This is a genomic window from Stenotrophomonas sp. (assembly GCF_031995405.1).
In the GTDB taxonomy this organism is placed as follows: Bacteria; Pseudomonadota; Gammaproteobacteria; order Xanthomonadales; family Xanthomonadaceae; genus Stenotrophomonas.
The window spans coordinates 68,196-91,643 of record NZ_DAMAGC010000001.1; the positions used below are offsets into that span (position 1 = coordinate 68,196).

The 23,448-nt window shown below is 66.3% G+C and carries 27 protein-coding genes and 2 tRNA genes; 16 read left to right on the plus strand and 13 right to left on the minus strand.

Annotation, left to right across the window (positions count from 1 at the left end):
* Position 1 precedes the first annotated feature (1 nt).
* From RTO53_RS00330 to RTO53_RS00345, 4 genes are all read left to right on the plus strand, one after another.
* Positions 2-580 carry an aminodeoxychorismate/anthranilate synthase component II gene (locus RTO53_RS00330; RefSeq protein WP_312235918.1) on the plus strand — a complete coding sequence of 193 codons (579 nt, stop codon included), beginning with the start codon at positions 2-4 and terminating at the stop codon, positions 578-580.
* Positions 581-613: 33 nt separating this feature from the next.
* Positions 614-1,651 carry an anthranilate phosphoribosyltransferase gene (gene trpD / locus RTO53_RS00335; RefSeq protein ID WP_312235919.1) on the plus strand — a complete coding sequence of 346 codons (1,038 nt, stop codon included), beginning with the start codon at positions 614-616 and terminating at the stop codon, positions 1,649-1,651.
* Positions 1,652-1,716: 65 nt separating this feature from the next.
* Positions 1,717-2,520, plus strand: coding sequence for an indole-3-glycerol phosphate synthase TrpC (gene trpC / locus RTO53_RS00340; RefSeq protein WP_312235920.1), 804 nt, complete (start codon positions 1,717-1,719; stop codon positions 2,518-2,520).
* Positions 2,517-3,233, plus strand: a complete 717-nt coding sequence (locus tag RTO53_RS00345; RefSeq protein ID WP_312235921.1) for a haloacid dehalogenase-like hydrolase — start codon at positions 2,517-2,519, stop codon at positions 3,231-3,233. The genes trpC and RTO53_RS00345 overlap by 4 nt, the downstream gene beginning before the upstream one ends.
* A gap of 21 nt (positions 3,234-3,254) precedes the next feature.
* Here the strand turns inward: RTO53_RS00345 and RTO53_RS00350 are convergent, their stop codons facing one another.
* Positions 3,255-4,019 carry a sulfite exporter TauE/SafE family protein gene (locus tag RTO53_RS00350; RefSeq protein ID WP_312235922.1) on the minus strand — a complete coding sequence of 255 codons (765 nt, stop codon included), beginning with the start codon at positions 4,017-4,019 and terminating at the stop codon, positions 3,255-3,257.
* Between the two features lie 190 nt (positions 4,020-4,209).
* Positions 4,210-4,899 carry a cAMP-activated global transcriptional regulator CRP gene (gene crp / locus RTO53_RS00355; protein WP_256776562.1) on the minus strand — a complete coding sequence of 230 codons (690 nt, stop codon included), beginning with the start codon at positions 4,897-4,899 and terminating at the stop codon, positions 4,210-4,212.
* 147 nt (positions 4,900-5,046) lie between these two features.
* Between crp and speD the strand changes: the two genes are divergently transcribed.
* Positions 5,047-5,841: an adenosylmethionine decarboxylase gene (speD, locus tag RTO53_RS00360; protein ID WP_228885889.1), complete on the plus strand. Its 795-nt coding sequence runs from the start codon at positions 5,047-5,049 to the stop codon at positions 5,839-5,841.
* 225 nt (positions 5,842-6,066) lie between these two features.
* Positions 6,067-6,384, plus strand: a complete 318-nt coding sequence (gene sugE, locus RTO53_RS00365) for a quaternary ammonium compound efflux SMR transporter SugE (protein WP_312235923.1) — start codon at positions 6,067-6,069, stop codon at positions 6,382-6,384.
* A gap of 112 nt (positions 6,385-6,496) precedes the next feature.
* On the opposite strand, the gene coq7 is transcribed toward sugE, so the two are convergent.
* The gene (gene coq7 / locus RTO53_RS00370) at positions 6,497-7,141 is read right to left on the minus strand and encodes a 2-polyprenyl-3-methyl-6-methoxy-1,4-benzoquinone monooxygenase (RefSeq protein ID WP_312235924.1); all 645 of its coding nucleotides are present in this window, start codon (positions 7,139-7,141) and stop codon (positions 6,497-6,499) included.
* Between the two features lie 181 nt (positions 7,142-7,322).
* Between coq7 and rplM the strand changes: the two genes are divergently transcribed.
* Both rplM and rpsI read left to right on the plus strand, forming a co-directional pair.
* Positions 7,323-7,751, plus strand: coding sequence for a 50S ribosomal protein L13 (rplM, locus tag RTO53_RS00375; protein ID WP_256776566.1), 429 nt, complete (start codon positions 7,323-7,325; stop codon positions 7,749-7,751).
* Between the two features lie 2 nt (positions 7,752-7,753).
* The gene (rpsI, locus tag RTO53_RS00380; protein WP_017354549.1) at positions 7,754-8,146 is read left to right on the plus strand and encodes a 30S ribosomal protein S9; all 393 of its coding nucleotides are present in this window, start codon (positions 7,754-7,756) and stop codon (positions 8,144-8,146) included.
* Between the two features lie 814 nt (positions 8,147-8,960).
* Here rpsI and RTO53_RS00385 read toward each other — a convergent pair.
* Together RTO53_RS00385 and RTO53_RS00390 are read right to left on the minus strand one after the other, a co-directional pair.
* A tRNA-Gln gene (locus RTO53_RS00385) sits at positions 8,961-9,035 on the minus strand.
* Between the two features lie 50 nt (positions 9,036-9,085).
* Positions 9,086-9,162 (minus strand) — tRNA-Met (locus RTO53_RS00390).
* A gap of 120 nt (positions 9,163-9,282) precedes the next feature.
* On the opposite strand from RTO53_RS00390, the gene RTO53_RS00395 reads away from it, so the two are divergent.
* The 3 genes from RTO53_RS00395 to bfr all read left to right on the plus strand — a co-directional run bounded on the left by RTO53_RS00395 (position 9,283) and on the right by bfr (position 11,620).
* Entirely contained in the window at positions 9,283-9,912 is a 630-nt protein-coding gene (locus RTO53_RS00395) for an RNA pyrophosphohydrolase (protein WP_312235925.1), read from the plus strand.
* 193 nt (positions 9,913-10,105) lie between these two features.
* The gene (locus RTO53_RS00400) at positions 10,106-10,312 is read left to right on the plus strand and encodes a (2Fe-2S)-binding protein (RefSeq protein ID WP_019185320.1); all 207 of its coding nucleotides are present in this window, start codon (positions 10,106-10,108) and stop codon (positions 10,310-10,312) included.
* A gap of 837 nt (positions 10,313-11,149) precedes the next feature.
* Positions 11,150-11,620 (plus strand): bacterioferritin, encoded by a 471-nt coding sequence (gene bfr / locus RTO53_RS00405; protein WP_038685798.1) that lies wholly within the window; start codon positions 11,150-11,152, stop codon positions 11,618-11,620.
* Position 11,621: 1 nt separating this feature from the next.
* Here bfr and RTO53_RS00410 read toward each other — a convergent pair whose 3' ends face one another.
* Genes RTO53_RS00410 through RTO53_RS00420 form a run of 3 tightly spaced genes read right to left on the minus strand, consistent with a single transcriptional unit; the run spans position 11,622 to position 16,510 of the window.
* Entirely contained in the window at positions 11,622-13,910 is a 2,289-nt protein-coding gene (locus tag RTO53_RS00410; RefSeq protein ID WP_312235926.1) for an ATP-binding protein, read from the minus strand.
* A gap of 47 nt (positions 13,911-13,957) precedes the next feature.
* Positions 13,958-15,835, minus strand: coding sequence for an EAL domain-containing protein (locus tag RTO53_RS00415; RefSeq protein ID WP_312235927.1), 1,878 nt, complete (start codon positions 15,833-15,835; stop codon positions 13,958-13,960).
* A gap of 45 nt (positions 15,836-15,880) precedes the next feature.
* The gene (locus RTO53_RS00420; RefSeq protein WP_312235928.1) at positions 15,881-16,510 is read right to left on the minus strand and encodes a DUF4126 domain-containing protein; all 630 of its coding nucleotides are present in this window, start codon (positions 16,508-16,510) and stop codon (positions 15,881-15,883) included.
* Between the two features lie 183 nt (positions 16,511-16,693).
* Between RTO53_RS00420 and RTO53_RS00425 the strand changes: the two genes are divergently transcribed.
* The 5 genes from RTO53_RS00425 to ampE all read left to right on the plus strand — a co-directional run bounded on the left by RTO53_RS00425 (position 16,694) and on the right by ampE (position 20,332).
* Positions 16,694-17,446, plus strand: a complete 753-nt coding sequence (locus RTO53_RS00425) for a DUF6776 family protein (RefSeq protein ID WP_312235929.1) — start codon at positions 16,694-16,696, stop codon at positions 17,444-17,446.
* Between the two features lie 4 nt (positions 17,447-17,450).
* Entirely contained in the window at positions 17,451-17,909 is a 459-nt protein-coding gene (locus tag RTO53_RS00430; RefSeq protein ID WP_312235930.1) for a polymer-forming cytoskeletal protein, read from the plus strand.
* 47 nt (positions 17,910-17,956) lie between these two features.
* A complete protein-coding gene (gene erpA / locus RTO53_RS00435) occupies positions 17,957-18,346 on the plus strand; it encodes an iron-sulfur cluster insertion protein ErpA (RefSeq protein WP_256776573.1) in 390 nt (129 codons plus the stop codon).
* Positions 18,347-18,418: 72 nt separating this feature from the next.
* Entirely contained in the window at positions 18,419-19,324 is a 906-nt protein-coding gene (gene nudC / locus RTO53_RS00440; RefSeq protein ID WP_312235931.1) for an NAD(+) diphosphatase, read from the plus strand.
* Positions 19,325-19,438: 114 nt separating this feature from the next.
* A complete protein-coding gene (ampE, locus tag RTO53_RS00445) occupies positions 19,439-20,332 on the plus strand; it encodes a regulatory signaling modulator protein AmpE (RefSeq protein WP_312235932.1) in 894 nt (297 codons plus the stop codon).
* Positions 20,333-20,356: 24 nt separating this feature from the next.
* Here ampE and RTO53_RS00450 read toward each other — a convergent pair whose 3' ends face one another.
* From RTO53_RS00450 to RTO53_RS00470, 5 genes are all read right to left on the minus strand, one after another.
* Positions 20,357-20,776 (minus strand): DUF2752 domain-containing protein, encoded by a 420-nt coding sequence (locus RTO53_RS00450; RefSeq protein WP_312235933.1) that lies wholly within the window; start codon positions 20,774-20,776, stop codon positions 20,357-20,359.
* Entirely contained in the window at positions 20,776-21,135 is a 360-nt protein-coding gene (locus tag RTO53_RS00455; protein ID WP_312235934.1) for a CD225/dispanin family protein, read from the minus strand. Before RTO53_RS00455 ends, RTO53_RS00450 begins: the two co-directional genes overlap by 1 nt.
* A gap of 288 nt (positions 21,136-21,423) precedes the next feature.
* Positions 21,424-21,546, minus strand: coding sequence for a hypothetical protein (locus tag RTO53_RS00460; protein WP_312235935.1), 123 nt, complete (start codon positions 21,544-21,546; stop codon positions 21,424-21,426).
* A gap of 73 nt (positions 21,547-21,619) precedes the next feature.
* Positions 21,620-22,573 carry a HEAT repeat domain-containing protein gene (locus tag RTO53_RS00465; RefSeq protein WP_312235936.1) on the minus strand — a complete coding sequence of 318 codons (954 nt, stop codon included), beginning with the start codon at positions 22,571-22,573 and terminating at the stop codon, positions 21,620-21,622.
* Positions 22,573-23,364 (minus strand): HEAT repeat domain-containing protein, encoded by a 792-nt coding sequence (locus tag RTO53_RS00470; RefSeq protein WP_312235937.1) that lies wholly within the window; start codon positions 23,362-23,364, stop codon positions 22,573-22,575. Before RTO53_RS00470 ends, RTO53_RS00465 begins: the two co-directional genes overlap by 1 nt.
* Positions 23,365-23,448: the final 84 nt, after the last annotated feature.

Sequence of the window (23,448 nt, forward strand, 5' to 3'; positions counted from 1 at the left end):
CATGTTGTTGATGCTCGACAACTACGACAGCTTCACCTACAACCTCGTGCAGTACCTGCAGACGCTGGGCGCCGAGGTCAAGGTGGTGCGCAACGATGCCCTGAGCGTGGATGAGATCGCCGCGCTCGCCCCCGAGCGCATCGTGATTTCGCCCGGCCCGTGCACGCCCAATGAAGCGGGTGTGTCGCTGGAGCTGATCCGCCGGCTCGGCCCGACCACGCCGATCCTCGGCGTGTGCCTGGGCCACCAGAGCATCGGCCAGGTCTACGGCGGCGATGTGATCCGCGCGGGCACCATCATGCACGGCAAAACGTCCTCGATCCGGCATGAAGGCAAGGGCGTGTTCGCCGGCCTGCCGGACCGCTACCAGGCCACGCGTTACCACTCGCTGGTGGTGGACAAGACCACGCTCCCGGCATGCCTGGAAGTGACCGCCTGGACCGAAAACGAGGACGGCACCGTCGAAGAGATCATGGGCCTGCGCCACCGCGAGCACCCGGTCGAAGGCGTGCAGTTCCACCCCGAGTCGATCCTCACCGAGCATGGCCACGCCCTGCTGAAGAATTTCCTGCAGCGCTGAGCGCGCCGCACCTGTACCGCAAAGGACCCCCACATGACCTTCTCCCCCCAGGAAGCCCTGCAGCGCACCATCGAACACCGCGAAATCTTCTTCGACGAAATGGTCGATCTGATGCGCCAGGTGATGCGCGGTGACGTGTCGCCGGTGATGACGGCGGCCATCCTCACCGGCCTGCGGGTCAAGAAGGAAACCGTCGGCGAGATCGCCGGTGCGGCCACGGTGATGCGCGAACTGGCGCTGGCAGTGCCGGTGCAGGACAAGACCCACCTGGTGGATATCGTCGGCACCGGGGGCGATGGCTCGCACACGTTCAACATCTCCACCTGCGCGATGTTCGTGGTCGCCGCAGCCGGGGCCAAGGTGGCCAAGCACGGCAACCGCAGCGTGTCGTCCAAGTCCGGCAGCGCCGATGCGGTCGAAGCCCTGGGCGCGATCATCGACCTGCACCCGGAGGACGTCGCGCGTGCGATCACCGAGACCGGGATCGGCTTCATGTTCGCGCCGATGCACCACCCGGCGATGAAGATCGTCGCGCCGGTGCGCCGCGAAATGGGCGTGCGCACCATCTTCAACATCCTCGGCCCGCTGACCAATCCGGTGGGCGCCACCAATGTGCTGATGGGCGTGTTCCATCCGGACCTGGTGGGCATCCAGGCGCGCGTGCTGCGTGAGCTCGGCGCCGAACGCGCGCTGGTGGTATGGGGGCGCGACAACATGGATGAGATCTCACTGGGCGCCGGCACCCTGGTGGGTGAACTGCGCGACGGCAAGGTGCGCGAGTATGAAATCCATCCGGAAGACTTCGGCATCGCCATGTCGGCCAGCCGCAACCTGAAGGTGGCCAACCCGGAGGAATCGATCGCCATGCTGCGCGGCGTGCTCGACAACCAGCCCGGCCCGGCGCTGGACATCGTCGCGCTCAACGCCGGCGCGGCGCTGTACGTGGCCGGCGTGGCCGACAGCATCGCCGACGGCCTGGCGCGCGCCCGCGCGGCCATTGCCGACGGCAGTGCGCGCTCGCGCATGGAGCAGTACGTGGCCGCCACCCAGCGCATCCGCGCCGGGGCCTGAGCCCTCCGTTTCACGCTTTACCCGTGGCTGGTCGATAATGGCCGGCCTGAAGGACCCTGACCGACATGAGCGACAAGAGCGACATCCTCGACACCATCCTGGCCCGCAAGGCCGAAGAAGTCGCCGCCCGCCGTGCGCAGGTGCCGCTGGAGGCACTGATCGCCCGCGTGGCGCAGGCCTCGCCGGTGCGTGGCTTCGCCGACGCGCTGCGCGCCTCGATCGCTGCCGGCAACCCTGCGGTGATCGCCGAGATCAAGAAGGCCAGCCCGTCCAAGGGCGTGATCCGCCCGGACTTCCATCCGGCCGATATCGCGGTCAGCTACGAGTTCGGCGGCGCCAGCTGCCTGTCGGTGCTGACCGACGTGGACTTCTTCCAGGGCAGCGATGCCTACCTGCAGCAGGCGCGCGAGGCGTGCACGCTGCCGGTGCTGCGCAAGGACTTCGTGATCGATGCCTACCAGGTGTATGAAGCGCGCGTGCTCGGCGCCGACTGCATCCTGCTGATCGTGGCCGCACTCAGCGACCGCCAGCTGGCCGAACTGTCCGACCTGGCCATGCAGCTGGGCATGGACGTGCTGGTGGAAGTGCACGACATCGACGAACTCGAGCGCGCCATCCAGGTGCCGGTGCCGTTGATCGGCATCAACAACCGCAACCTGCGCACCTTCGAGGTCTCGCTGCAGACCACCCTGGACATGCGCCAGGCGGTGCCGCGCGATCGCCTGCTGGTCACCGAGAGCGGCATCCTCGGCCCGGCCGACGTCAGCGTGATGCGCGAGGCCGGGGTCAATGCATTCCTGGTCGGCGAGGCCTTCATGCGCGTGGAAGAGCCCGGCGAGGGCCTGCGTCAGCTATTCTTCAGCGCATGACTGCGAACTACCCAACGCCGCGCGACGACGCCACGCTGGTGGTCTTCGATTTCGATCACACCCTCTACGACGGCGACTCCGGCAGCCATCTGTTCGCCTGGCTGATCAAGCGCAATCCGCTGCGCGTGCTGGCCGCGCTGCTGGCCACGCCGATCCTGGGCCCGCTGGTGGCGTTCCTGCCCACCCGCCGTCGTGGTATTTCCGGCTATGTCTGGATCGCGACCTTCGGCCTGCATCGGGCGCGCGAGTTCAACAAGGTGATCGACCGCTACGTGCTCACCCACGAGGCCGACATCCGCCGTCGGCTGCTGCCGGTCGCGCTGGAGGTGTTCGCCAGGCATCGTGCGCAGGGTGACCGCGTGGTGGTCGCCACCGGCGCGCCGCCCGAGCTGGCCCGCGCGATCCTGGCCTTCGTCACCCACCAGGACGTGCCGGTGATCGGCACCGAGGTCGGCCCGTGTATGGGTGCGGTGATTGCCACCCGCCACTGCCACAACGAAGAGAAAATGCGCATGCTGCGCGAGCGCGGCTACGGCGAGATCGCCATCGCCTACTCCGACAGCAGTGCCGACCTGCCACTGCTGCTGGCCGCCAAGGCGCCGGTGGTGGTCAATCCCAAGGCCTCGCGCGTGGCGCATTTCCGCCAGGTGCTGCCGCCGGGAACCCCCGTGCTCAACTGGGGCTGCGTGGATCGGGCCGGCGATCCGGTCTGATCCTTCGATGACGTCTTCGGCCTAGGTTGCGCCGCGCCACTGCAGGAACGCGTGGCCGATCTGGAACAGGCTGATCGACAGCACCAGGACCCCGACCGCCACCAGCACCCAGCGCTCCTTGACCCGTTTCACCAGCAGCGCCGCCACCGGCGCGGCCATCATCCCGCCGATCATCAGGCCGGCGACGATGTTCAGGTACTGCAGGCCCATCGTCAGCAGGAAGGTGATGGACACCGCCAGCGTCACCACGAATTCGGCCGCATTGACCGTGCCGATGGTGGTGCGGGCCTGGCCACCGCGGGCCAGCAGGGTGGAGGTGGCCACCGGCCCCCAGCCGCCGCCGCCGCTGGCATCGAGCAGGCCGGCCACGAAGCCCAACACCGGGACGTGCTTCACTTCCTGGGCGGGCAGCAGCCGGCCGGCGGCGCGCAACAGGATGAAGATCGCCAGGATCAGCAGGTAGGCATAGATGAATGGGCGGATGAACTCCCCCGGCAGCTGGGTCAGCACGTAGGCGCCGACCACCCCGCCGACCGCACCGGGCAAGGCCAGGCGCAGGAACAGCCGCCGGTCAACGTTGCCGGCCACCAGATGCGAGACGCCCGAGGCGCCAGTGGTGAACACTTCGGCGGTATGGATGCTGGCGCTCACGGCCGCCGGCGGCAGGCCCATGCTGAGCAGCACCGAGGAAGAGACCAACCCGAAGGCCATGCCCAGGGCCCCGTCGACCAGCTGCGCGCCGAGGCCGATCAGGATGAACCAATAGAATTCGCTGCCCAGTTCCATGTGAACAGCCTAGCGGCAAACCGATGAGGGGGAGGTTCGGGTTGCGCCGGCCTTTGGCCGGCAGCCTGCGCCAGGCCCGGCAGGCCCGGGTCTGGGGCTGCCGGGTTGCCGGCCAGCGGCCGGCACTACCGGGACCGGCAGGTGCGCGGTCCGGGACCGGCCAGGGCGCGGTCCGGGGCAGGGGCAGGCGTCAACGGGTGCCGTACAGGACCACGGTCTTGCCGCGGGCGTGAAGGAGTCCGTCGGTCTGCAGCTTCTTCAGTACGCGGCCGGCCATTTCACGCGAGCAGCCGACCAGCCTTGCCAGCTCCTGGCGGGAGACGCGCAGCTGGGTGCCCTGCGGGTGGCTCATGGCCTCCGGCTCGCGCGACAGGTCGTGCAGGGTGCGCACGATGCGGTCGGTGACGTCCAGGAAGGCCAGGCGGCTGGCTTTCCTGCTGGTGTCCAGCAACCGCTTGGAGATCTGCTGGCCCAGCGCGTACAGCAGGCGCGGGGCGTCGGCCGAGAGCGGGCCGAGGAACAGCTGGTGCAGGCGTTCATAGCTGATTTCAGCCAGTTCGCAGGGGGTGCGGGTGCGCAGGATCACCTCGCGGCGGTCGGATTCGACGAACAGCCCCATCTCGCCGACGAATTCACCTGAACCGAAGTAGCCGAGGACCAGCTCGCGGTCGTCCTCTTCCTCAGCAATTATAGAAACCGAGCCGCTTATCACGTAGTAAAGGGTGCCGGCCGGGTCCCCGGGGCGGAACACATCGGTGCGCGCGGGGTAGCGGCGGCGATGGCTGTGGGCCAGAAAACGGTCGATGGTGGCGATATCCAGGGCCAGTGGACTTGTGGCAAGGCGCACAGTTGACACGTTTGAGGCGCTCCCTTTGCTCATGAACAATTCACGGCTATGTGCCGCGAGCTTAACGATCCGGTTTGTTAAGGGCAAACAGAGCACACCTATTCCTTTCGATGCAAGTTTCGCCCCCGATCACTTTGCCCCATAATTGCGCCTTTCCCACCACTCACAGGATCCACCGCCGTGGTCAAGCCGTTGCCTCGCCTGAGGTTGCAGGGTTTCAACAACCTCACCAAGGCGCTGAGCTTCAACATCTATGACGTGTGTTACGCGCGCACCGAAGAAGAGCGTCAGCGTTACATCGAATACATTGATGAAGAGTACAACGCCGATAGGCTTACTCAGATCTTGACCGATGTCGCCGAGATCATCGGCGCCAACATCCTCAACGTGGCGCGCCAGGATTACGATCCGCAGGGTGCCTCGGTGACGATCCTGATCTCTGAAGAACCGGTGATCGACAAGAAGCAGGCCGGCAAGGAGTTGATCTCCGATGCCGTGGTCGCGCACATGGACAAGAGCCACATCACTGTCCATACCTACCCGGAGACCCACCCGCAGGAGGGCATCGCCACGTTCCGCGCGGACATCGATGTGGCTACCTGTGGCGTGATTTCGCCGCTGAAGGCGCTGAACTACCTGATCGAGAGTCTGGAATCGGACATCGTGATCATGGACTACCGCGTGCGTGGCTTCACCCGTGATGTAAAGGGCAAGAAGCACTACATCGATCACAAGATCCACTCGATCCAGAACTTCCTGGCCAAGAACATCAAGTCGCGTTACGAGATGTTCGACGTCAACGTCTATCAGGAAAACATCTTCCACACGAAGATGCACCTGAAGGACTTCGACCTGGACCAGTACCTGTTCGAAGAGAAGGCCAAGAACCTGTCGTTCAAGGAACGCATGAAGATCGAGGCGCTGCTGCGTCGTGAGATCGAAGAGCTGTTCCACGGGCGCAACCTGGCCGAGTAACACACACGTGACAGCCGCCCCGGGCAACCGGTGGCGGTGCTGCACCTGGCGGGACGGCCCGCCCCCCGTGGTGTCCGGATCTGCGCAGATCCGGTGCCAGGGGAGCCAACCGACGGCGGTCCGGTGTGAAGACACCGGGCCGTTTCTGTTTTCAACGGCCTGCTTTCTGTCGTGCCGGCCGTTGGCCGGCAACCCCGACGGGCCGGCAACCCAAGGAGTGCCCCCATGCCCTGGATATATCTGCTGCTCGCCGGTCTATTCGAAATCGGCTTTGCGATCGGAATGAAGTACTCGGAGGGCTTCAGCAAGCCGCTGCCCACCCTGGCCACCGTCGGTGCGGCGCTGGTCAGCCTGTACCTGATGAGCCAGGCGATGAAGTCGATCCCGGTCGGCACCGCCTATGCGATCTGGACCGGCATCGGTGCTCTCGGCGTGGCGACGCTGGGCATGGTCCTGTTCGGCGACAGCGCCTCGCTGCCGCGGCTGGCCTGCGTGGGTCTGATCGTGGCCGGCGTGATCGGGTTGAAGCTGGTCGGGGGCTGATCGGCGCGTCTGAAGGACGTCGCACGCGCGCCCCCCGGTAGCGCCGGCCGCTGGCCGGCAACGCGTCCCTCGAGGGGGGGGCATGTGGTTGCCGGCCAGCGGCCGGCACTGCCTAGAGGCGGTAGGCGATGGTCTTCATCACCTTGGACGCCAGCGCCATCACCGAGGGAATCGGGAATGGCAGCTTGCGGGCGCCGGCATGTTCGGCGTGGTCGGCATGGCGGGCCTCGTCGATCTTCATCACCTTGAGGATCTCGCGGCTGCGCAGGTCGGCCGGGGGCAGGGTGTCCAGGTGTTCGTCCAGATGGGCTTCGACCTGGCGCTCGGTTTCCACCACGAAGCCCAGGTTCCAGCCGTCGCCGCGCAGCCCGGCCAGGGTGCCGATGGTGTAGCTGCCGGCGTACCAGATCGGGTTGAACAGGCTGGGGCGGCTGTCCAGTTCGCGCAGGCGCTGGGCGCACCAGGCCAGGTGATCGGTCTCTTCCTGGGCCGCGTCGAGCAGGTGCGCACGGGTCTGCGGCTCCTGGGCGACCGCAGCCTGGCCGAAGTACAGGCCTTGGGCGCACACCTCGCCGACATGGTTGATGCGCATCAGGCCGGCGGCATGGCGGCGCTCGGCGGTGGCCATCTGCACGTCCGGCGTGGCCTGGGCGGGGTAGGGGCGGCTGGCCGGCGGGTTGCCGAACACCGTGTCCAGGGCGCGCTGGGCTTCGGTCAGCAGGTGATCGAGCGGGGTGATCTGGCGGGTCGCGGTCATGGCGGGGCGGCGTGCAGCGGGGGATCGTCGATTCTCGCCCCCCGGGGGCGGCGTGCCAAGCCACGGCGGGGGTCAACTTGCATGTGCGGGGGCGCGCCGGTACAATCCCGCCTCTTCACAACGCGTGGCAGAGTTCCGGCCGTTCAGCGCCGCAATGAGCCCGACCTACTTGAGTTCTTTCATGAGCACTTTCACTGCAAAGTCCGAGACCGTCCAGCGTGACTGGTATCTCGTCGACGCTTCCGGCAAGACGCTGGGCCGTCTGTCCACCGAGCTGGCCCGCCGTCTGCGCGGCAAGCACAAGCCGGTTTACACCCCTCACGTTGATACCGGTGATTACCTGGTTGTCATCAATGCAGAAAAGATTGTCGTCACCGGCAAGAAGCTGCAGGACAAGCTGTATCACCGTTTCACTGGCTACATCGGCAACCTGAAGACCGAAACTCTGGCCCAGGCGCTTGAGCGCCACCCGGAGCGCGTCATCGAGACCGCCGTCAAGGGCATGCTGCCGAAGGGCCCGCTGGGCCGCGCCATGTACCGCAAGCTCAAGGTGTACTCGGGTTCCGAGCACCCGCACGCCGCTCAGCAGCCTCAGGTTCTGGATATCTAATCATGGCTATCACTCAAAACTACGGCACCGGCCGCCGCAAGTCCTCCACCGCCCGCGTGTTCCTGCGCAAGGGCGCCGGCAACATCACCGTCAATGGCCGTCCGCTGGACGAGTTCTTTGGCCGTGAAACCGCGCGCATGATCGTGCGCCAGCCGCTGGAGCTGACCAAGAACACCGAAAGCTTCGACATCATGGTCACCGCCGCTGGCGGCGGCACCACCGGCCAGGCCGGTGCGATCCGTCTGGGCATCGCCCGTGCGCTGGTCGAGTACGACGAAACCCTGAAGTCCGAGCTGCGCAAGGCTGGCTTCATGACCCGTGACGCCCGTGAAGTCGAGCGTAAGAAGGTCGGTCTGCACAAGGCACGTCGCGCCACCCAGTTCTCCAAGCGCTGATCCAACGCCCCTGGCGTGGGATCCTTCGGGATCCCGCTGGGAGGACAGCAAAAGCCCGGCTTCGGCCGGGCTTTTGTCGTTTGTGGGATGCCGCATTGCCAAGGGCGGTGCAGGGTGCCGGAAACAGGCCGCGTAGAGCCGAGCCATGCTCGGCTGCCGTCGCCGTCGCCGTCGCCGTCCCCTCTACCTCTTCTGTTGCCATTGCCCGATAACGAAAGCCAAAGCCAAGGCATCTGCTCTGCGCATTGGCCTGGCTGGGTCGGCGCGGGTGGATTGTCGGGACACGCTGCAAGTACATCCGTGTAAGCTCCGTCGCCGCATCCATGCGGCTCAGGGTCCCGCCAACCCACCCGCGCCGACCCTCGACAGTTGGCTGGTGCGCAGGGAAAAGCGAGGCGAAACGGGGTGGGCGCCTGGAGGCTTTGAATCGGTAGTGCCGGCCGCTGGCCGGCAACCTCGTCGCCCATCGCGGGCCGATGGTGTCGCCTGCGATGGTCGCGACCCCGATTGCGCGCTTCCATCATCCGGGCCGCTGCCCGCGCTGGCGTCATCGCCCATCAATCACGGCGCATCTCGCCGTCGATGGCGAGATGCTGCCCGCCCGCCCCAATGGCGCCCAGCGCCCGTCCTGCACCATCAGGCGAAGGAGCCCCCTTGGAGTTCAAGGCGCGCGCCGACAGGCGCGGGATGTGGAGGTGAAGGAGGCGGACCCCAAGCTTGCCGCGCAAGGTTGGGTGCTGGGCGCATAGCGCCCAGCCAACCGCACCAAATAAAACAAAAGGCCTGATCTTTCGATCAGGCCTTTTGTTTTATTTGGCTGCCCCGGATGGATTCGAACCACCGAATGCCTGAGTCAGAGTCAGGTGCCTTACCGCTTGGCGACGGGGCAATATCTGCGTGCAAGTATTGCACTTTTTCCCTACAAAACCAAGATGAACTTGGTGGCTATGGGTGGACTCGAACCACCGACCCCAGCATTATGAGTGCTGTGCTCTAACCGGCTGAGCTACATAGCCTAGGGAGCCGGTAATTCTGGAGATGTATCCGGGATCTGTCAACACTTTTTCATCGCGCTTGTGAGTGGACAGCCGGCGTGTCACAGTCCCGGACAGTAGATTTTTCTAGGAGTCCGCATCGTGATCGATCCGGACGGCTATCGACCGAACGTCGGTATTGTGCTGATGCGGGAGGACGGGCAGGTGTTCTGGGCGCGACGTGTGCGCCGGGACGGCTGGCAGTTCCCGCAGGGCGGCATGAATACCGACGAGACGCCTGTCGAAGCCATGTATCGCGAGTTGCACGAAGAAACCGGGTTGTTGCCAGAGCACGTCGAAGTGCTCGGGGCGACGCCGGGTTGGCTTCGCTATCGGCTGCCGGCACGGGCCATCCGCCGCAATGAGAAACAGGTCTGTATCGGCCAGAAGCAGGTGTGGTTCCTGCTGCGGCTGGCCGGCGACGAATCCCATGTGTCGCTGGACCATACCGACAGCCCCGAGTTCGACCAGTGGCGCTGGGTGGATTTCTGGTACCCGGTGGAACATGTGGTCATGTTCAAGCGCGGCGTCTATGCGCGTGCGCTGCGCCATCTGGCGCCGTTGGCGCGTGGGGTGGCCGGGACCGGGGTGGAATCGATGCCCAAGTCCGCCCAGGAGGCCTGGATGCCGGGTAACACGGCCGGGCACGATCGACCGCGCAAACGGAGCACGCCGCCGCCCAAGCGGGGCTACTGGCCGAAGAAGGCCAAGGGCGAGCCGGGCACCCCCTGAGACGGCGACACGACCCGGGTCGTGGTTCCAGCGGGGGGCGGGGGGGGCGGTCGACGTTGTGCCGCCAACTCCGGCGGGTGTGGACCGGCTGGCTGAACCGTATCGAGAATGATTCAGATACGAAATTGACAACCATTCTCGTTTCGATTGGAATAGCAGCAGGCCGATCCGGGCCTGCCTGCCGAGTCCGCACGTGTACGTCTGCATCTGCAACGGGGTTACCGACCACCAGATCCGCGAAGCCGCGCAAAGCGGTGTCGCAAGCGTGTCCGAGCTGACCATGCGCACCGGCTGTGGTGCCACCTGCGGCTCGTGCCTGGACATGGCGGCCGACCTGCTGGCCAAGTTCAGCGCCACCCACGACCTGCCGTTGCCGGTGTTGGGCCTGCAGGCCGCCTGAGCGGTTCGCGGCGGTTGAGCGGGCAATCCGCTCAACATGGTGTAGTTGTTCCATATCGGCCGTGGCATATCTGGAACATGTCACATGCTGTTCTTCTCTTCACAGGCCTTGCCTTGGGCGCTCCGCCGGGACCGTTGGTCATTCGTGCCAACATGAGGCGCCCGTTGTCCGATGGGCGAAGCATCGAGCGTGTGGCACTGGAAGGCACCGCCTTGGATTCGATCTTCAAGATCATTTCCGGCGTGGCAAGTACGCGTCGGCAGGCGCGGGAACGCATGGTTTCAGGAGGCGCGTGACGCATATGGCTGTAATTGTCCTGGCCGCAGGGTGGTGCGTCTGCGCCTATTTCATTTTCCTTTCGAGCAGACGTCGGTTGCTCCGCTCGGGTTTTCGAGAGAAGGCGCGTTCATTCTTTCCTGCCCGACACTTTGATGTTGCAGAGTGGACCTTGCTGATCCTGGTCTCTGTCCTTGCTGTCGCGCTGAGTTCAATCGTCATTGGATAGGGAGCGCTGGCTCATGTGTGGCTGATGCCACATGTCCGGATATAGGCTGCGTGCAATCGCTGCAAGCTGATGCCGCACGGAAGTGATGCTGACCGTGCTGGAGTTGACGGGCCGAGCGTGCTGCCTGGGCATGTCTGGCCTATGGAAGGGGGCTGGACCTTTGCCATTGGCGGCAATCTGGCGGTGCTCTGCGTGTGCCCGGCCGGACGGGCAAGAACGCCCTTCGTCAGTGGGACATAGCCTGCTCGGTGCAATTGAGCACGATTCGCGTTCCTTCATGGCCAGCGGGGAAGCGCTACAGTGCGCGCGTTCACACGCAGCAGGAGCAGCTCATGAAGGGCGACGCCAAAGTCATCGAATTCCTCAACAAGGTCCTCTACAACGAGCTGACCGCGATCAACCAGTACTTCCTGCACGCCAAGATGCTGAAGAACTGGGGCCTGAAGGAACTGGCCGACCACGAGTACAAGGAGTCGATCGAAGAGATGAAGCATGCCGACATGCTGTCCGATCGCATCCTGTTCCTCGAAGGCCTGCCGAACTTCCAGGCGCTGGGCAAGCTGCGCATCGGTGAGAACCCGACCGAGATCCTGCAGTGCGACCTGGCGCTGGAGCGCGACGGCGTGGTCACGCTGCGCGACGCGGTGTCGTATGCCGATTCGGTGGGCGACTACGTGAGCCGCCAGCTGTTCGTGAAGATCCTGGACTCCGAAGAGGAGCACATCGACTGGCTGGAAACGCAGCTGGATCTGATCGAACGCATCAGCGAGCCGAACTACCTGCTCACCAAGCTGGACGACTGAGTCAGCCCTGCAGCGGGGCGCGCAGGCCGTTCTGATAGCCGGCCAGCGCAATCCGTGCGCGGGCGAACTCGGCGATCAACAGCGCCACCGCCACGGCGGGACGCTCCAGCGTGCCGGCGCGTGCGTCGTGTTCGATCCGACGCGCCGCCGCCGACAGGGCGATGGCCCCCACGTTCGCGCTGGCGGATTTGAGGCTGTGTGCGATGGCGCGCAGCTGGTCCAGGTCGGCGGCGACCGAGGCATCCTGCAGTTGCTGGATCAGCGCGGGGGTGTCGTCCAGGAACACGCCGATGATCTGCGCGGTCTGCGCACCGATCACCTCCAGCAGTTCATCCAGCACGCTGTTGTCCAGCACCGGTAGCGACTCCTCGCCGTTCTCGCCGAAGCCGGCCGCGCCCAATGCCGCCAGGCCTGCGGCGATGTCGGCCGGGTCCGGCTCGCGCAGTGTCTGCAACGGCGTCTGTTCTGCCGGCACCTCGCCCTGCCAGCGTTGCAGGCAGGCCTGCAGCGAAGCGCGGTTGACCGGTTTGGACAGGTAGTCGTCCATGCCGGCCTGCAGGCAGCGCTCGCGGTCGCCGGCCATGGCGTTGGCGGTCATCGCCACCACCGGCAGGCGCACGGCACCGTTTTCGGCTTCCCGCGCACGCCAGCGACGCGTGGCCTGGTAGCCATCCAGCACCGGCATCTGGCAATCCATCAGTACCAGGTCGAAGGGTTGGGTAGCCAGGCACTGCAGCGCCTGCTCGCCGTCGTTGGCGGTCACCACGCTGCACCCCAGCACCTGCAACAGGCGTTGGGCGACGGCCAGGTTGACGCTGTTGTCTTCCACCAGCAGCACGCGCAGGCCGAGTTGCGGCGACGCCTCGCGGCCGGCATCGGCATCGACCTCGGCCAGCAGCGGCGCCGGGCGCGCCGGGGCGCTGACGGGACGCAGCACGGCATGCAGTTCGCTGTCGACGGCGTCGCGGGGCAACGCCAGCGCATCGCTGAGCAGCACCGGCGCCAGCGCGTCCTTGCCCTGCAGCCACAGCAGTTTCGGGGTGGGATCGCGCGCGTCGCGCAGGACCGCCCGATGCAGCGCCGTGGCGCCATGGCGCAGCGCGTCGGTGTCGGCGATCACCCAGGTCAACGCCGGCTCGATGCCGGGGCGCTGCGGCGCGCGCAGGATGTCCAGCGCGGTCGAGGCGCTGTCCACCACGTGCAGGCGCACGTCGTGGTGCTCCAGCACGCGCTCCAGGCGCGCGGCCAGCGGTGCATCGGTGCTAACCAGCAGGGCGCGGGTGGTGCCGCTGCCGCTGCCGAGCGCGGGCAGGTCGCCGATCACCTTCAGCAACGGGATCTCGAACCAGAACGTGGCGCCCTGGCCCGGCGTGGAGGTGACGCCGATGCGCCCGTGCATCAGGTCGATGATGCGCTTGCAGATCGCCAGCCCCAGCCCGGTTCCGCCATAGATGCGGGTAGTGGAGGCATCGGCCTGACTGAAGGACTGGAACAGGCGCGACTGCAGGGCCGCGTCGATGCCGATACCGGTGTCGATGACCTCGAAGCGCAACTGGTGCTGCGCGCTGGTTTCGCCCTGGCGTTGCACGCGCACACGGATCTGGCCGCGCTCGGTGAACTTGATCGCATTGACCAGCAGGTTGCCCAGCACCTGGCGCAGCCGCACCGGATCGCCGCGCACCGACAGCCGCACCGCCGGGTCCAGCTCCAGCGACAGCGTCAGCGCCTTGGGATCGGCGGTGCGCTGCATCAGCTGGACCAGGCCCTCGAGCAGCTCGCGCAGGTTGAAGGTGGTGATCTCCAGGTCCAGGCCCTTGGCCTCCAGACGGGAGTAATCAAGGATGTCATCGACGATGCGCAGCAGCTGCTGCGAGCTGACCGTGGCGGTCTGCAGCATCTGCCGCTGGTCGCTGCCGAGCTGTCCGCCTGCGATCAGGTCCAGCATCGGCAGGATGCCGTTGAGCGGGGTGCGGATTTCGTGGCTCATGGTGGCGAGGAATTCGCCCTTGGCCAACGCGGCGGCTTCGGCGGCCTGCTTGGCGCGCAGCAGTTCCTGCTCCAGCGCGTCCTGCTGCTGCACCGCGTGTTGCAGCTGGTCGCGCTCGCGGGCCAGTGCATCGCCACGCCGCTGCAGCTGCTGCAACCGCTGCTGGGTGTCGCGCCAGTGCTGCACGCTGACCAGGCTGGCGATCACCGCCAGCACCGCGGCCCCGGCGGCGATGAGCGGCCACGGCCCGCGGCTGCCGAGGGCGGCCAGGATCGCGGCCGTACCCGCAACGGCGGCCGCCATCGCTGCCAGCCAGAGTGCGCGTGGAACCCGTCCGTGGGTCGTCATGCTCACAACACCGTGTTGTGGAAGTCGAAGTTCAGTTCACTGCCTGCCGACTGCACCATGTTGCCCTGGATGAAGTCGACCCCGCCCATCCACATCGCGGCGGCCGCCTGGGGGTCTTCGATCTGCTGTCCGATGATCTGCAGCCCCGCGCGGTGCGCGTTTTCGATCGCAGCGCGCAGCTCGTCGCGGGTGTGCTGGTTGGCGTGTGCGCTGGAGAAGCGGGCGGCCATGCGCACGTAGCTCAGCGGAAGCTGGGTGAGCAGCGCGTTGGCTTCGCTGCCCGGCTCGAACTGGCTCAGGCAGAAGCGCACCCCGGCCGCGCTCATGCGCGTGCAGAACTGCTGCAGGGTGACGGTGTGGATCAGCGCGTCGGGCAGGCGCACGTCGATGACCACCGCGCTGCCGGGGATCTGGCGACGCTCCAGCGATTCCAGCAGCCAGTCGGCGAAGGCGTCGCGGGCCAGCGTGCGCAGCGACTGCGACACGAACAGGTGCAACGGCTGGGTGGCGTGGCGGTAGAGATCGAGCAGCCCAAGCGCGTGATCGAGAACCTGCTGGTCCAGGTCGGCGATGCGCCCGGCGGCTTCGGCGGCGGGGATCACCTGGCCGGCCGTGAGCACGCTGCCATCGGCCTGGCGCAGCCGCAGCAGCACCTGGTACTGGGCGGTATCGCCACCGGCCACGGCCACGATCGGCTGGTAGGCCAGTTCAAGCTGGCCTTCGAGCAGGGCCAGGTGTTCCTGTGCGGCGACATCCTCGCGGCGCACATGCGCGGCCACGCCGGCGCTGAGCAGACGGGCCTGCAGCGTCGTACGCTCCACCGCCTCCAGCGCGGTGCCGGCGTCGCTGAAGCCCGGCGACAGCTGCGCATGGCCGACCACGCCGCGCAGGTGCACCGATTCGTCATCGCGGATCACGAACGCACGGGCGGACAGCTGCTCGCGCAGGTGCTGGGCCATCCTGTCCAGGCTCTCCTCGTCGATGCCACGCGCCAGTACCAGGAAGCTGTTGTCATTCAAGCGCGCCAGCAGGTGCGGCTGCGCGGTATCGGCCAGGCGCTGCGCGGCCTGCACCATCAGGCGCTCGAACGCGGCATAGCCATAGCGCTCGCGCAGGCCCAGTGCACTGGCCACTTCGATGAAGAACAGCCCGCCGTGATCGCGGTGCGCCAGCGACGCGGCCAACTGCTGCATCACGTGGTGACGGGTGGGCAGGCCGGTCTCGGGATTGTTCATCGCCGGGGCACCATGGGCGCCCGGTTGCGAGGCCGCCTGCGCTCGGGCGCGGCGGATCCGGTTGGAGACCGCTGCGATCAGGTGGCGCGGGCGGATCGGCTTGCTGAGGAAGTCGTCGGCGCCGCTGTCGAGCACTTCGAACTGGCGCTCCGGGTCCGGGTCGCCGCTGAGGAATACGATCGGCAGCAGCTGCTGGCCGGGTTGCTGGCGGATCAGCGCGGTCAGGCGCATGCCGTCCAGGCCGGGCAGGTGCAGGTCCATCAGGATCAGGTCGGGGCGGTTCTCGGCGATCGCCTGCTGCACGCCTTCGGCATCGCTGTGCACGATGGCTTCCATCCCGGCGCCGTGCAGCACGCTCTGCGCGAACAGGGCCTGCGAGCGGTCGTCTTCAACGATCAGCACCCGATACGGTGCATCCAGGGCCAGCGGCGCGGCGCCGTCATCCTGTGCGGACGGTTGCAGCGGTGGCAGCGGTGGCATCGGCGGCGGAACCGGTGCAACGGCGATGGCAGCGGTGAGCGGCACCACGTTGCTGGGCGCCGCGACCGGCGCGGGCGTCCCGACCCAGCGCTGCCAATGGTCGGCCGGCGGGGTTTCAGCGCGCGTGGCGCGGGCGGATGCAACAACGTTTTCGGTGACGGCCATCAGTACTCCCAGTCTGCGGCGCAATTATGCCGTGCATGCTCCTGTTTACGGTGGCAGCACGTCGCGGTTCGCCAGCGCACCGGGCGCTGGGCTGGCCTGCCCGAGCAGCCAGCGCATGCCTTTCCACAAGGTGCGCCAGACCAGCCACACCACCAGCGCGCCTGCCAGGCTGCAGCCGATCACCACGATCAGGGCCAGCCACGGATGCGCCAGTGCCAGTGCCAGCCCGCCGACCACCACGGTGTCTTCCGCAGCCGAGGCCATCCAGTTGCTGGCCGGTTCGGGCGAGGTATTGAGCAGGGCGCGGGTGCCGGACTTCAATCCATGGCTGGCCAGCGCCACCCCGGCACCGGCCACCAGCGCGGTGCCACTGAGTTCGCCACTGGGCGACAGGGTGGCCGCGGCCAGGAAGGCGCCAGCGGGCACCCGCGCCAGGGTCTGCACGAGGTCCCAGACCGAATCCACCCCGGGGATCTTGTCGGCGAAGAACTCGGCAATGGCCAGCACCGCCGAGGTGCCCAGCACCCACCAGGATTCGGTGGCCTGCAGCGCCGGCGGCAGATCGACCCAGCCGAGCAGCCCGGCCAGGCCCACGCCGAATACGGTCAGGTACACGCGGATGCCGGCCAGCCAGGCCAGCAGGATGCCGATGACGAACAGATGGGCTTCGGTCATGGGACGCACTCCGCCTGCAAAGTGTGCACAGGCCCACACTATCGGGGATGACGTCGATGAACGCCACTGTCGGCCACGCCTGGGGGCGCGTGAAATCGGCCGACCCTGACTTACACTAACCAGTCGATCGTTCCGACAGAGGCCGTGCCGGTATCGCCTTGGGCGCTGCCGCGGACATCCGCCATGAGCAACCCCACACCGTCCCGTATCCAGATCCGCCGGCCCGGCAACGCGCCCGCGCCCGATCGCCGTCGCCTGGCCATCCTGGCCGGGGTGTGGCTGGTCACCCTGATCCTGGCGGCACTGATCGGCCGCTGGACCGCCGGCCCCGGCGGCGATGTGGGCAAGCAGCTGGAGGCCGCAGAGGCGCACGCCGATGCGCTCAACAGGCAGGTGGTGGAACTGCAGCAACGCCAGGCCACGCTGCAGGCCTCCGACCGCATCAGCCGCGCGGCCAACAATGAAGTGCAGACCTCGCTGGGCGAGCGCGATGAAGAGATCGCCGGGCTGCGCGCGGACGTGGCCTTCTATGAGCGTCTGGTGGGGGCGACCAGCCAGCGCAAGGGCCTGAACACCCATTCGGTCGAGTTCTCACCGGAGACCGGCGGCACCTGGCAGTACGCGGTGGTGCTCACCCAGAACCTGAACCTTGGCGCGATCAGCCAGGGTCAGATGCGTTTCACCGTGGAAGGTGTCAAAGGCGGCAAGCTGATCTCGGTCAGCTGGGACGAGCTGCACCAGCGCACCAAGGTGCCGGGCCAGGAGTATTCCTTCCGGTACTTCCAGCAGCTCACCGGCAGCATCATCCTGCCGAAAGACTTCACCCCGCAACGTGTGCGGGTCACGCTGGGATCGGGCGCGGGGGGCGCCACCCAGGTTTTTGATTGGAAGCAGGCCGGCGCACCGGCTGCACCATCGGCAAAAGAAGGGGAGTAAGCCCATGTTTGGCAGCAATAAATCCAACCGCGACGGACATCTGGTCGTGGACGCGCTGATCGGCGCGCAGGTGGTGATCCGCGGTGACGTGGAATTCAGTGGGGGCCTGTATGTGGAAGGCACCATCCTGGGCAAGGTGATCGCCGCCGACGGGGCGGCCAACGCCACCCTGACACTGGCCGAGCAGGGCAGCATCGAGGGGGAGATCCGCGCCCAGGTGGTGGTCCTCAGCGGCCGCCTGGACGGGGACGTGCACGCCAGCGAGAAGGTCGAGCTGACCCCGACCGCGCGGGTCACCGGCAACATCCACTACCAGGTGGTGGAAATGAACGCCGGCGCCCAGCTGACCGGTCGCCTGATCCACGGCAACGCCCAGATGGCCCTGCCGCCGCCGGCCGATGAAAACGCCGACAAGGGCAAGGACAGCAGCGCCCGCAAGAAGCTCGCCGACGCGATGGCCTGAACGGGCCGTCGCTTGAAAGCGTGCTCATGCGCCCCCATGCTGGGGGCATGAGCACGCTTGTTTCCCTGCCCGGCGCCCCCGCGCCCGCGCCGAACTACCAGTCGCTGGACCGTCCCCTGAACTTCACCGAGGCCGCTGCGGCCAAAGTGAAGGAACTGATCCAGGACGAGGCCAGCACCTCGCTTGCCCTGCGCGTCTACATCCAGGGCGGTGGCTGCTCCGGCTTCCAGTACGGCTTCGAGTTCGACGAGAACCGTGCCGAAGACGACCTGGCCGTGGACACCAACGGGGTCACCCTGCTGGTCGATCCGCTGAGCCTGCAGTACCTGATGGGTGCCGAGGTCGATTACACCGAGAGCCTGACCGGCGCGCAGTTCGTGATCCGCAATCCGAACGCCAAGACCACCTGCGGCTGCGGCAGCAGTTTCAGCATGTGATCGGCCTGCGCCGGTGACCCGATGGGTCGGCCGGTGCTTGCCACTGTCGTCGAATATGGGCAGGCTTTACGCATGTCCAGATTTTCTTCGCCGCTGTCCGGTTTCGCCTTCACTACCGAACCCCTCGAACGTGCCGATACGCTGCGTGATGACGCCGATGCGTTGGCACGCCTGTGGCCCGATGCGCATGTCCTGGTCCTGGACCAGGACGGCCGCGCACTGGCCGGCGATGATGGCCAGCCCCTGCCGCTGACCGGCGCGCAGCTGGGCGGGGGGCCGGGGACCGCGATTTTCCTGGGCCTGCGCGGCGAGCGTGCCTGGTTCTCGCTGGAAGCATCCGCCATCGATGTCACCGCCCCGCAACGGGTGGACCTGCGCGAATCGGCAACGAGCTGGTCGGCCGCCGACGCCAGTGCCTTCTGCTACGCACGTGGCATGTCCTACTGGCACTCGCGCACGCGCTTCTGCGGCGTGTGTGGTGGCGCGGTCACCTTCTCGCGCGGCGGCTTCGTCGGCCGCTGCGCGCAATGCGGCACCGAGCATTACCCGCGCGTGGACCCGGCGGTGATCGTGGCGGTGGAAAACAACGGGCGGCTGCTGCTCGGGCGCCAGGCCAACTGGGCGCCGCGCCGCTATTCGGTGCTGGCCGGGTTCGTCGAACCGGGTGAATCGCTGGAACAGACCGTGGTGCGGGAAGTCTTCGAAGAGAGCAAGGTGCGGGTGCGCGAATGCCGCTACCTGGGCACCCAGCCGTGGCCATTCCCCGGCGCATTGATGCTGGGCTTTGCCGCCACCGCCGAGGACGACGTGCCGACGGTCAATGGCGAGCTCGAGGACGCGCGCTGGTTCACGGCCGAGGAAGTGGGCGCTGCGTTGGCGCGCGATGTCGACGACGACGGCCAGGGCATCCGCCTGTCGCCACCGATTTCGATCTCGCGCAGCCTCATCGAGCACTGGTACCGCCAGCAGGTGGGCTGATCGCAGGCCGGCGTTGCCGCTGGCTGAACACGCGACGGCGTACATTACCAACGGCCCGGGGAATTGCCGGGCTGCAGGGCATAGTAGCGGCCAGAAACCGCGCCGGAGGCTTACATGTTCACCACCCTCGTCGCCGTGCTGGTCGCCTTGGCCCTCGGCCACGTCGCGCCTGCCGCGGCGGTGGCGCTGCGCCGCTTCGGACTGTACCGGCGCTGGCTGCAATGGCTGGACGCGCACGCGGCGCCATCGGGCTTCTGGCGTGGCCGCCAGGGCTGGATCGTGGCGTTGCTGCCGTGGGTGCTGCTGCTCCTGCTGGTGCAGTGGGCGCTGCATGGCCGCCTGTTCGGCCTGCCCTCGCTGTTGCTGGGCGTGGCCACGCTGGTGATCTGCTGGGGCCCACGCGACCTGGACCGTGACGTCGAAGCGGTGATCGACGCCGATGACGCCCCGACCCGCCACGTGGCGATCGCGCAGCTGCAATCAGCCGGCGGCAGCCTGCACGAAGACGTACCTTCGCTGGTCGAGGCGACAGTGCTCAATGCGCTGCGGCGCTGGTTCGCGGTGCTGTTCTGGTTCCTGCTGCTGGGCCCGGTGGGCGCGCTGGCGTATCGGCTGCTGGCGTTGCTGGCGGTCGGTCCGATGCGTTCGCTGGCGACCGTGGACTGCATGGCCGGTGCGCGCATCGTACTGGGCTGGCTGGAATGGCCGGTGGCGCAGCTGATGTCACTGTCGATGGCGCTGGTGGGCAATTTCGACACGGCCTACAAGGCGTGGCGACAGGCGCACGGCAACCAGTGGGCGGGCTCGACGGTATTCCTGGGTGCGGTGGCGCGCGCCAGCGTGAGCGCGGAACTGCGCGAAGACGCACACGATTACAGCGATGCGGGCATGGTGCCGGTGTGGCGCCGCCTGCCGGAGCTGCGCGATGCGATGAGCCTGGTGTGGCGGATGCTGTTGCTGTGGATGGCTGCGCTGGCGTTGCTGGTGATTGCCGGCTGGGTGACCTGAGCGGTCGTTCCGACGCAGCGGCGATCAGCCCGGTGCGAGCCAGGTGAACGGAACCCATGGCAGGTTGCGCGCGATCCAGTACAGCGGCAGCAGGGTCAGCCAGAAGGCAGGCTTCATCAACAGGGATATCAACGGCTGCATCCACGGTGGACGCCAACCGAGTGCCCAGCCCAGCACCAGCGGTGCAATGGCCAGCATCAGCATGGCCAGCGGGTTCATCGATATCGCGGTGAGCACATCGCCGTGGACCAGCGCGTGCAGCGCCCGCGTCAGCCCGCAGCCGATGCAGTAGTAACCGGTGACGGCAAAGAAGCTGCACGGCGGGAACGGGTTGTTGGCGGCGTTGGGATCGAAATGACGCAGGGCCCAGATGCCCGCCCCGGTGGCGATCGCCACCGGGGGGAGTGCGGCCAGCAACCAGCGCTTGCCGTGCAGTGCAGCCATCAGCTGGCGCTTTCGACCTGCTGCTGGAACTGCTGGATCTGCTCCATGTAGCCGTCAACGCCGACGAAGGCCAGCCAGATGATCGAGAACAGCGTGGCGGCAATCAGGATGCCGGTGGTGACCCAGGCCCAGATCTTGGCGTTCTTCGACGCCTGGCGCGCGGCGACCAGGTCGCCTTGGTTGAGCAGCGTGTTGACCTTGTTGGCGAACACGATGGCCACGATGCCGGTGGCGATTGCCGGGAAGCTCAGGCACGACACGCAGCACATGAAGAACGCCAGCACGGTGACGACGATCGACCAGATCAGGTAGTTCGGGACGGTACCGGAGGCGGGCGGCAGCGGGGCGGTGGCATTCATTGGGCAAACTCCATGTTCTTGGGTGGGTTTTGAGAGCAGATGACGGTCGACAAGCAGGCAACACCGCCCAGGACCGTGCACGTCCTGGCTACTGGGCGGTGTTGCCGGTTCGCCCGCGCGGCCACGCGGGGATCCATTTCGACGCTAATCTAACCGAAGTAGGGCGCTTGTATGCGGTTACATCAAGGCGTTCAAGGCATGGACGCCCGGAAAGGATGCGGTGGTCGGGGCCATGAACGAAGAAAGGGGCGCAGCGCGCCCCTTTCTGGCCAACAAGCCTGCGCTGCGTCAGTTGGCTTCCTGGGGCCACAGCAACAGGATCTGGAACAGCCCGATAACGCCGTCGGAGACCCCGGTCGGGGCAACCAGGGCTTCCAGGTCGTCGATTTCAAGCATGGCATTGTCGTTCATGTGAATCTCCTTATTACCGATGAACTTGCTCTCGTTGAGGGAAAACGGCAGCCGTCGAGAGCATCGACTGTCGTCAGTCACGTTTGTAGACACTGGCAGCGGAGGACAGACTGACGCGCTCGTCCAGTTGACCGGTCTCCAGCAACTGCCGTGCGGCCGCGCATACCAGGCGATCGGGGTCGCGCAGCATCCGCCGCGTGACCGACTCGGTCAGGTCGAATTTGTTGCTCAGCCTATGGATCGAATCCATCGCAGAGATCCGCACGCGGCGATTGGGTTGGTCATCCAGGAGTTGTTCCAGCAACGGTATGGACGCGTGGTCGCCGATTTCCCCGAGCAGCGTCGCCAGGGAGGCGCGACGGTATACGTAGGCAGCCTCGGGGATACCCGAAATGATCCTGCGTTCGGTATCAAAGAAGTACTGCTCGCTATTCTGGCTTTCGTCCGAAACCAGCATCAGGTTGAGCGAGATGGACAGTTCTTCGGGAGGATGCTGGATGTGGATGTCTCGTCGTTTGCGATAGAACATGACCTTGCCCTTGGGCAGTTGGGTCTGCTCGAGCAGCGTCAAATCAACCTCTTCGCCGATGAATCCGACGATCTGGTCAGGGTCGTACTCAAATATTTCAGTGCGATAGCCTGAGCCGAAGTGGCCTGCGGTGAGGAAGGCAAAATTGTGGTCGTGCGCGAGCCGATACGAGAAGATCTTCTCCTCCTGCTCTTTGATCGCGCCACTCAACCGCGGGGGCGTCCAGATGTTGGCTCGGACGTAATACCCGTCTCCTCCGCCCAGCACGATCGATTGGGGGGTGTAGCTGATCTGACGGGTACCCTGCAGGAACGCGTCGATCTGTGCTTCTATCGCGTCCTTGACCAGCGTCTCATTCATGCTCAGGGCGGCGAGATCATCGGCCAGCGCGAGCGCGGACAAGGAGTCGCCGCGGTCAACGGTACGCGCTGCCTTCTCCATGAATGCGTCGAGGGGAATGGGCGCCAGGGTCTTGGAGAGCGTGGGCGTGATGGCCATCAGGCAGGGCGACCTTGTGCACGGGACAAGAAGGCAGCAGCGCTCCGTCGGATATGCGGATGCGCGTCGGCGGCAGCATTCTGGAGCAGCAGGATCGCTCTGTCGGGTTCAATCCGGCCCATTGCCTGGATTGCTGCCCATCGCACGAAGTGACTTTCATGTCCGGCAAGCCTGCCCAGGACATCCGCGCCACCCAACCGCAAGGCCCCCAACGTTCTGGCCATGATCTCCAGCTCGGAGTGGATCGGGCTGGCGGAGATGGCCTGGGCAATGCGCAAGGGGCTGCGTTCGGCCATCCACTGGATCGGCTCCCGGTTCAGGCCGATCAGCTTCGCAACCAGCGTGGGCTTGTCCACGCGCAGGTCATGCAGCCGCCCCGGCGCACTGCAATCCAGCACGTCACCCGGGCAAAGCCTGTGCTGCGCAACGTGGCGAAGCGGAGTGCCCACGCCAATATCGTTGCCCTCGTCAGCGACGGCATATTCGTCGACCACAAGATTGCCCGTCACCGGGGTGATCAACAATTCGAACGGACTGGTGTACAGGAATCGCGGGATCGTCGCCTGCAGGTTGGCCTTCAACTGCCAGCGCTGTCCGGTGGCCAGCACGATGGAGAACGCTTCCTGGCTGGGGCGCGCCTGGCCTTGGAGTTCATCCTCGATGCACTGGCGAATCCACTGCTTGATATTGCTGCCGGCCATGAGATCGACGCAATCGCCGAGTGTCGCGTCTGCCGACGATGCAAGGCGCGCCTCGATCGTGCGCACGAACGTGTCCTTGCGAGCATGCATGATGTCTTCCTGACGATGCGAGGGTGCTGCCTTTCCGGTCGAGTGTAGAACGCACGATCGATGGCGGCAACCGGGTTGTCGCGC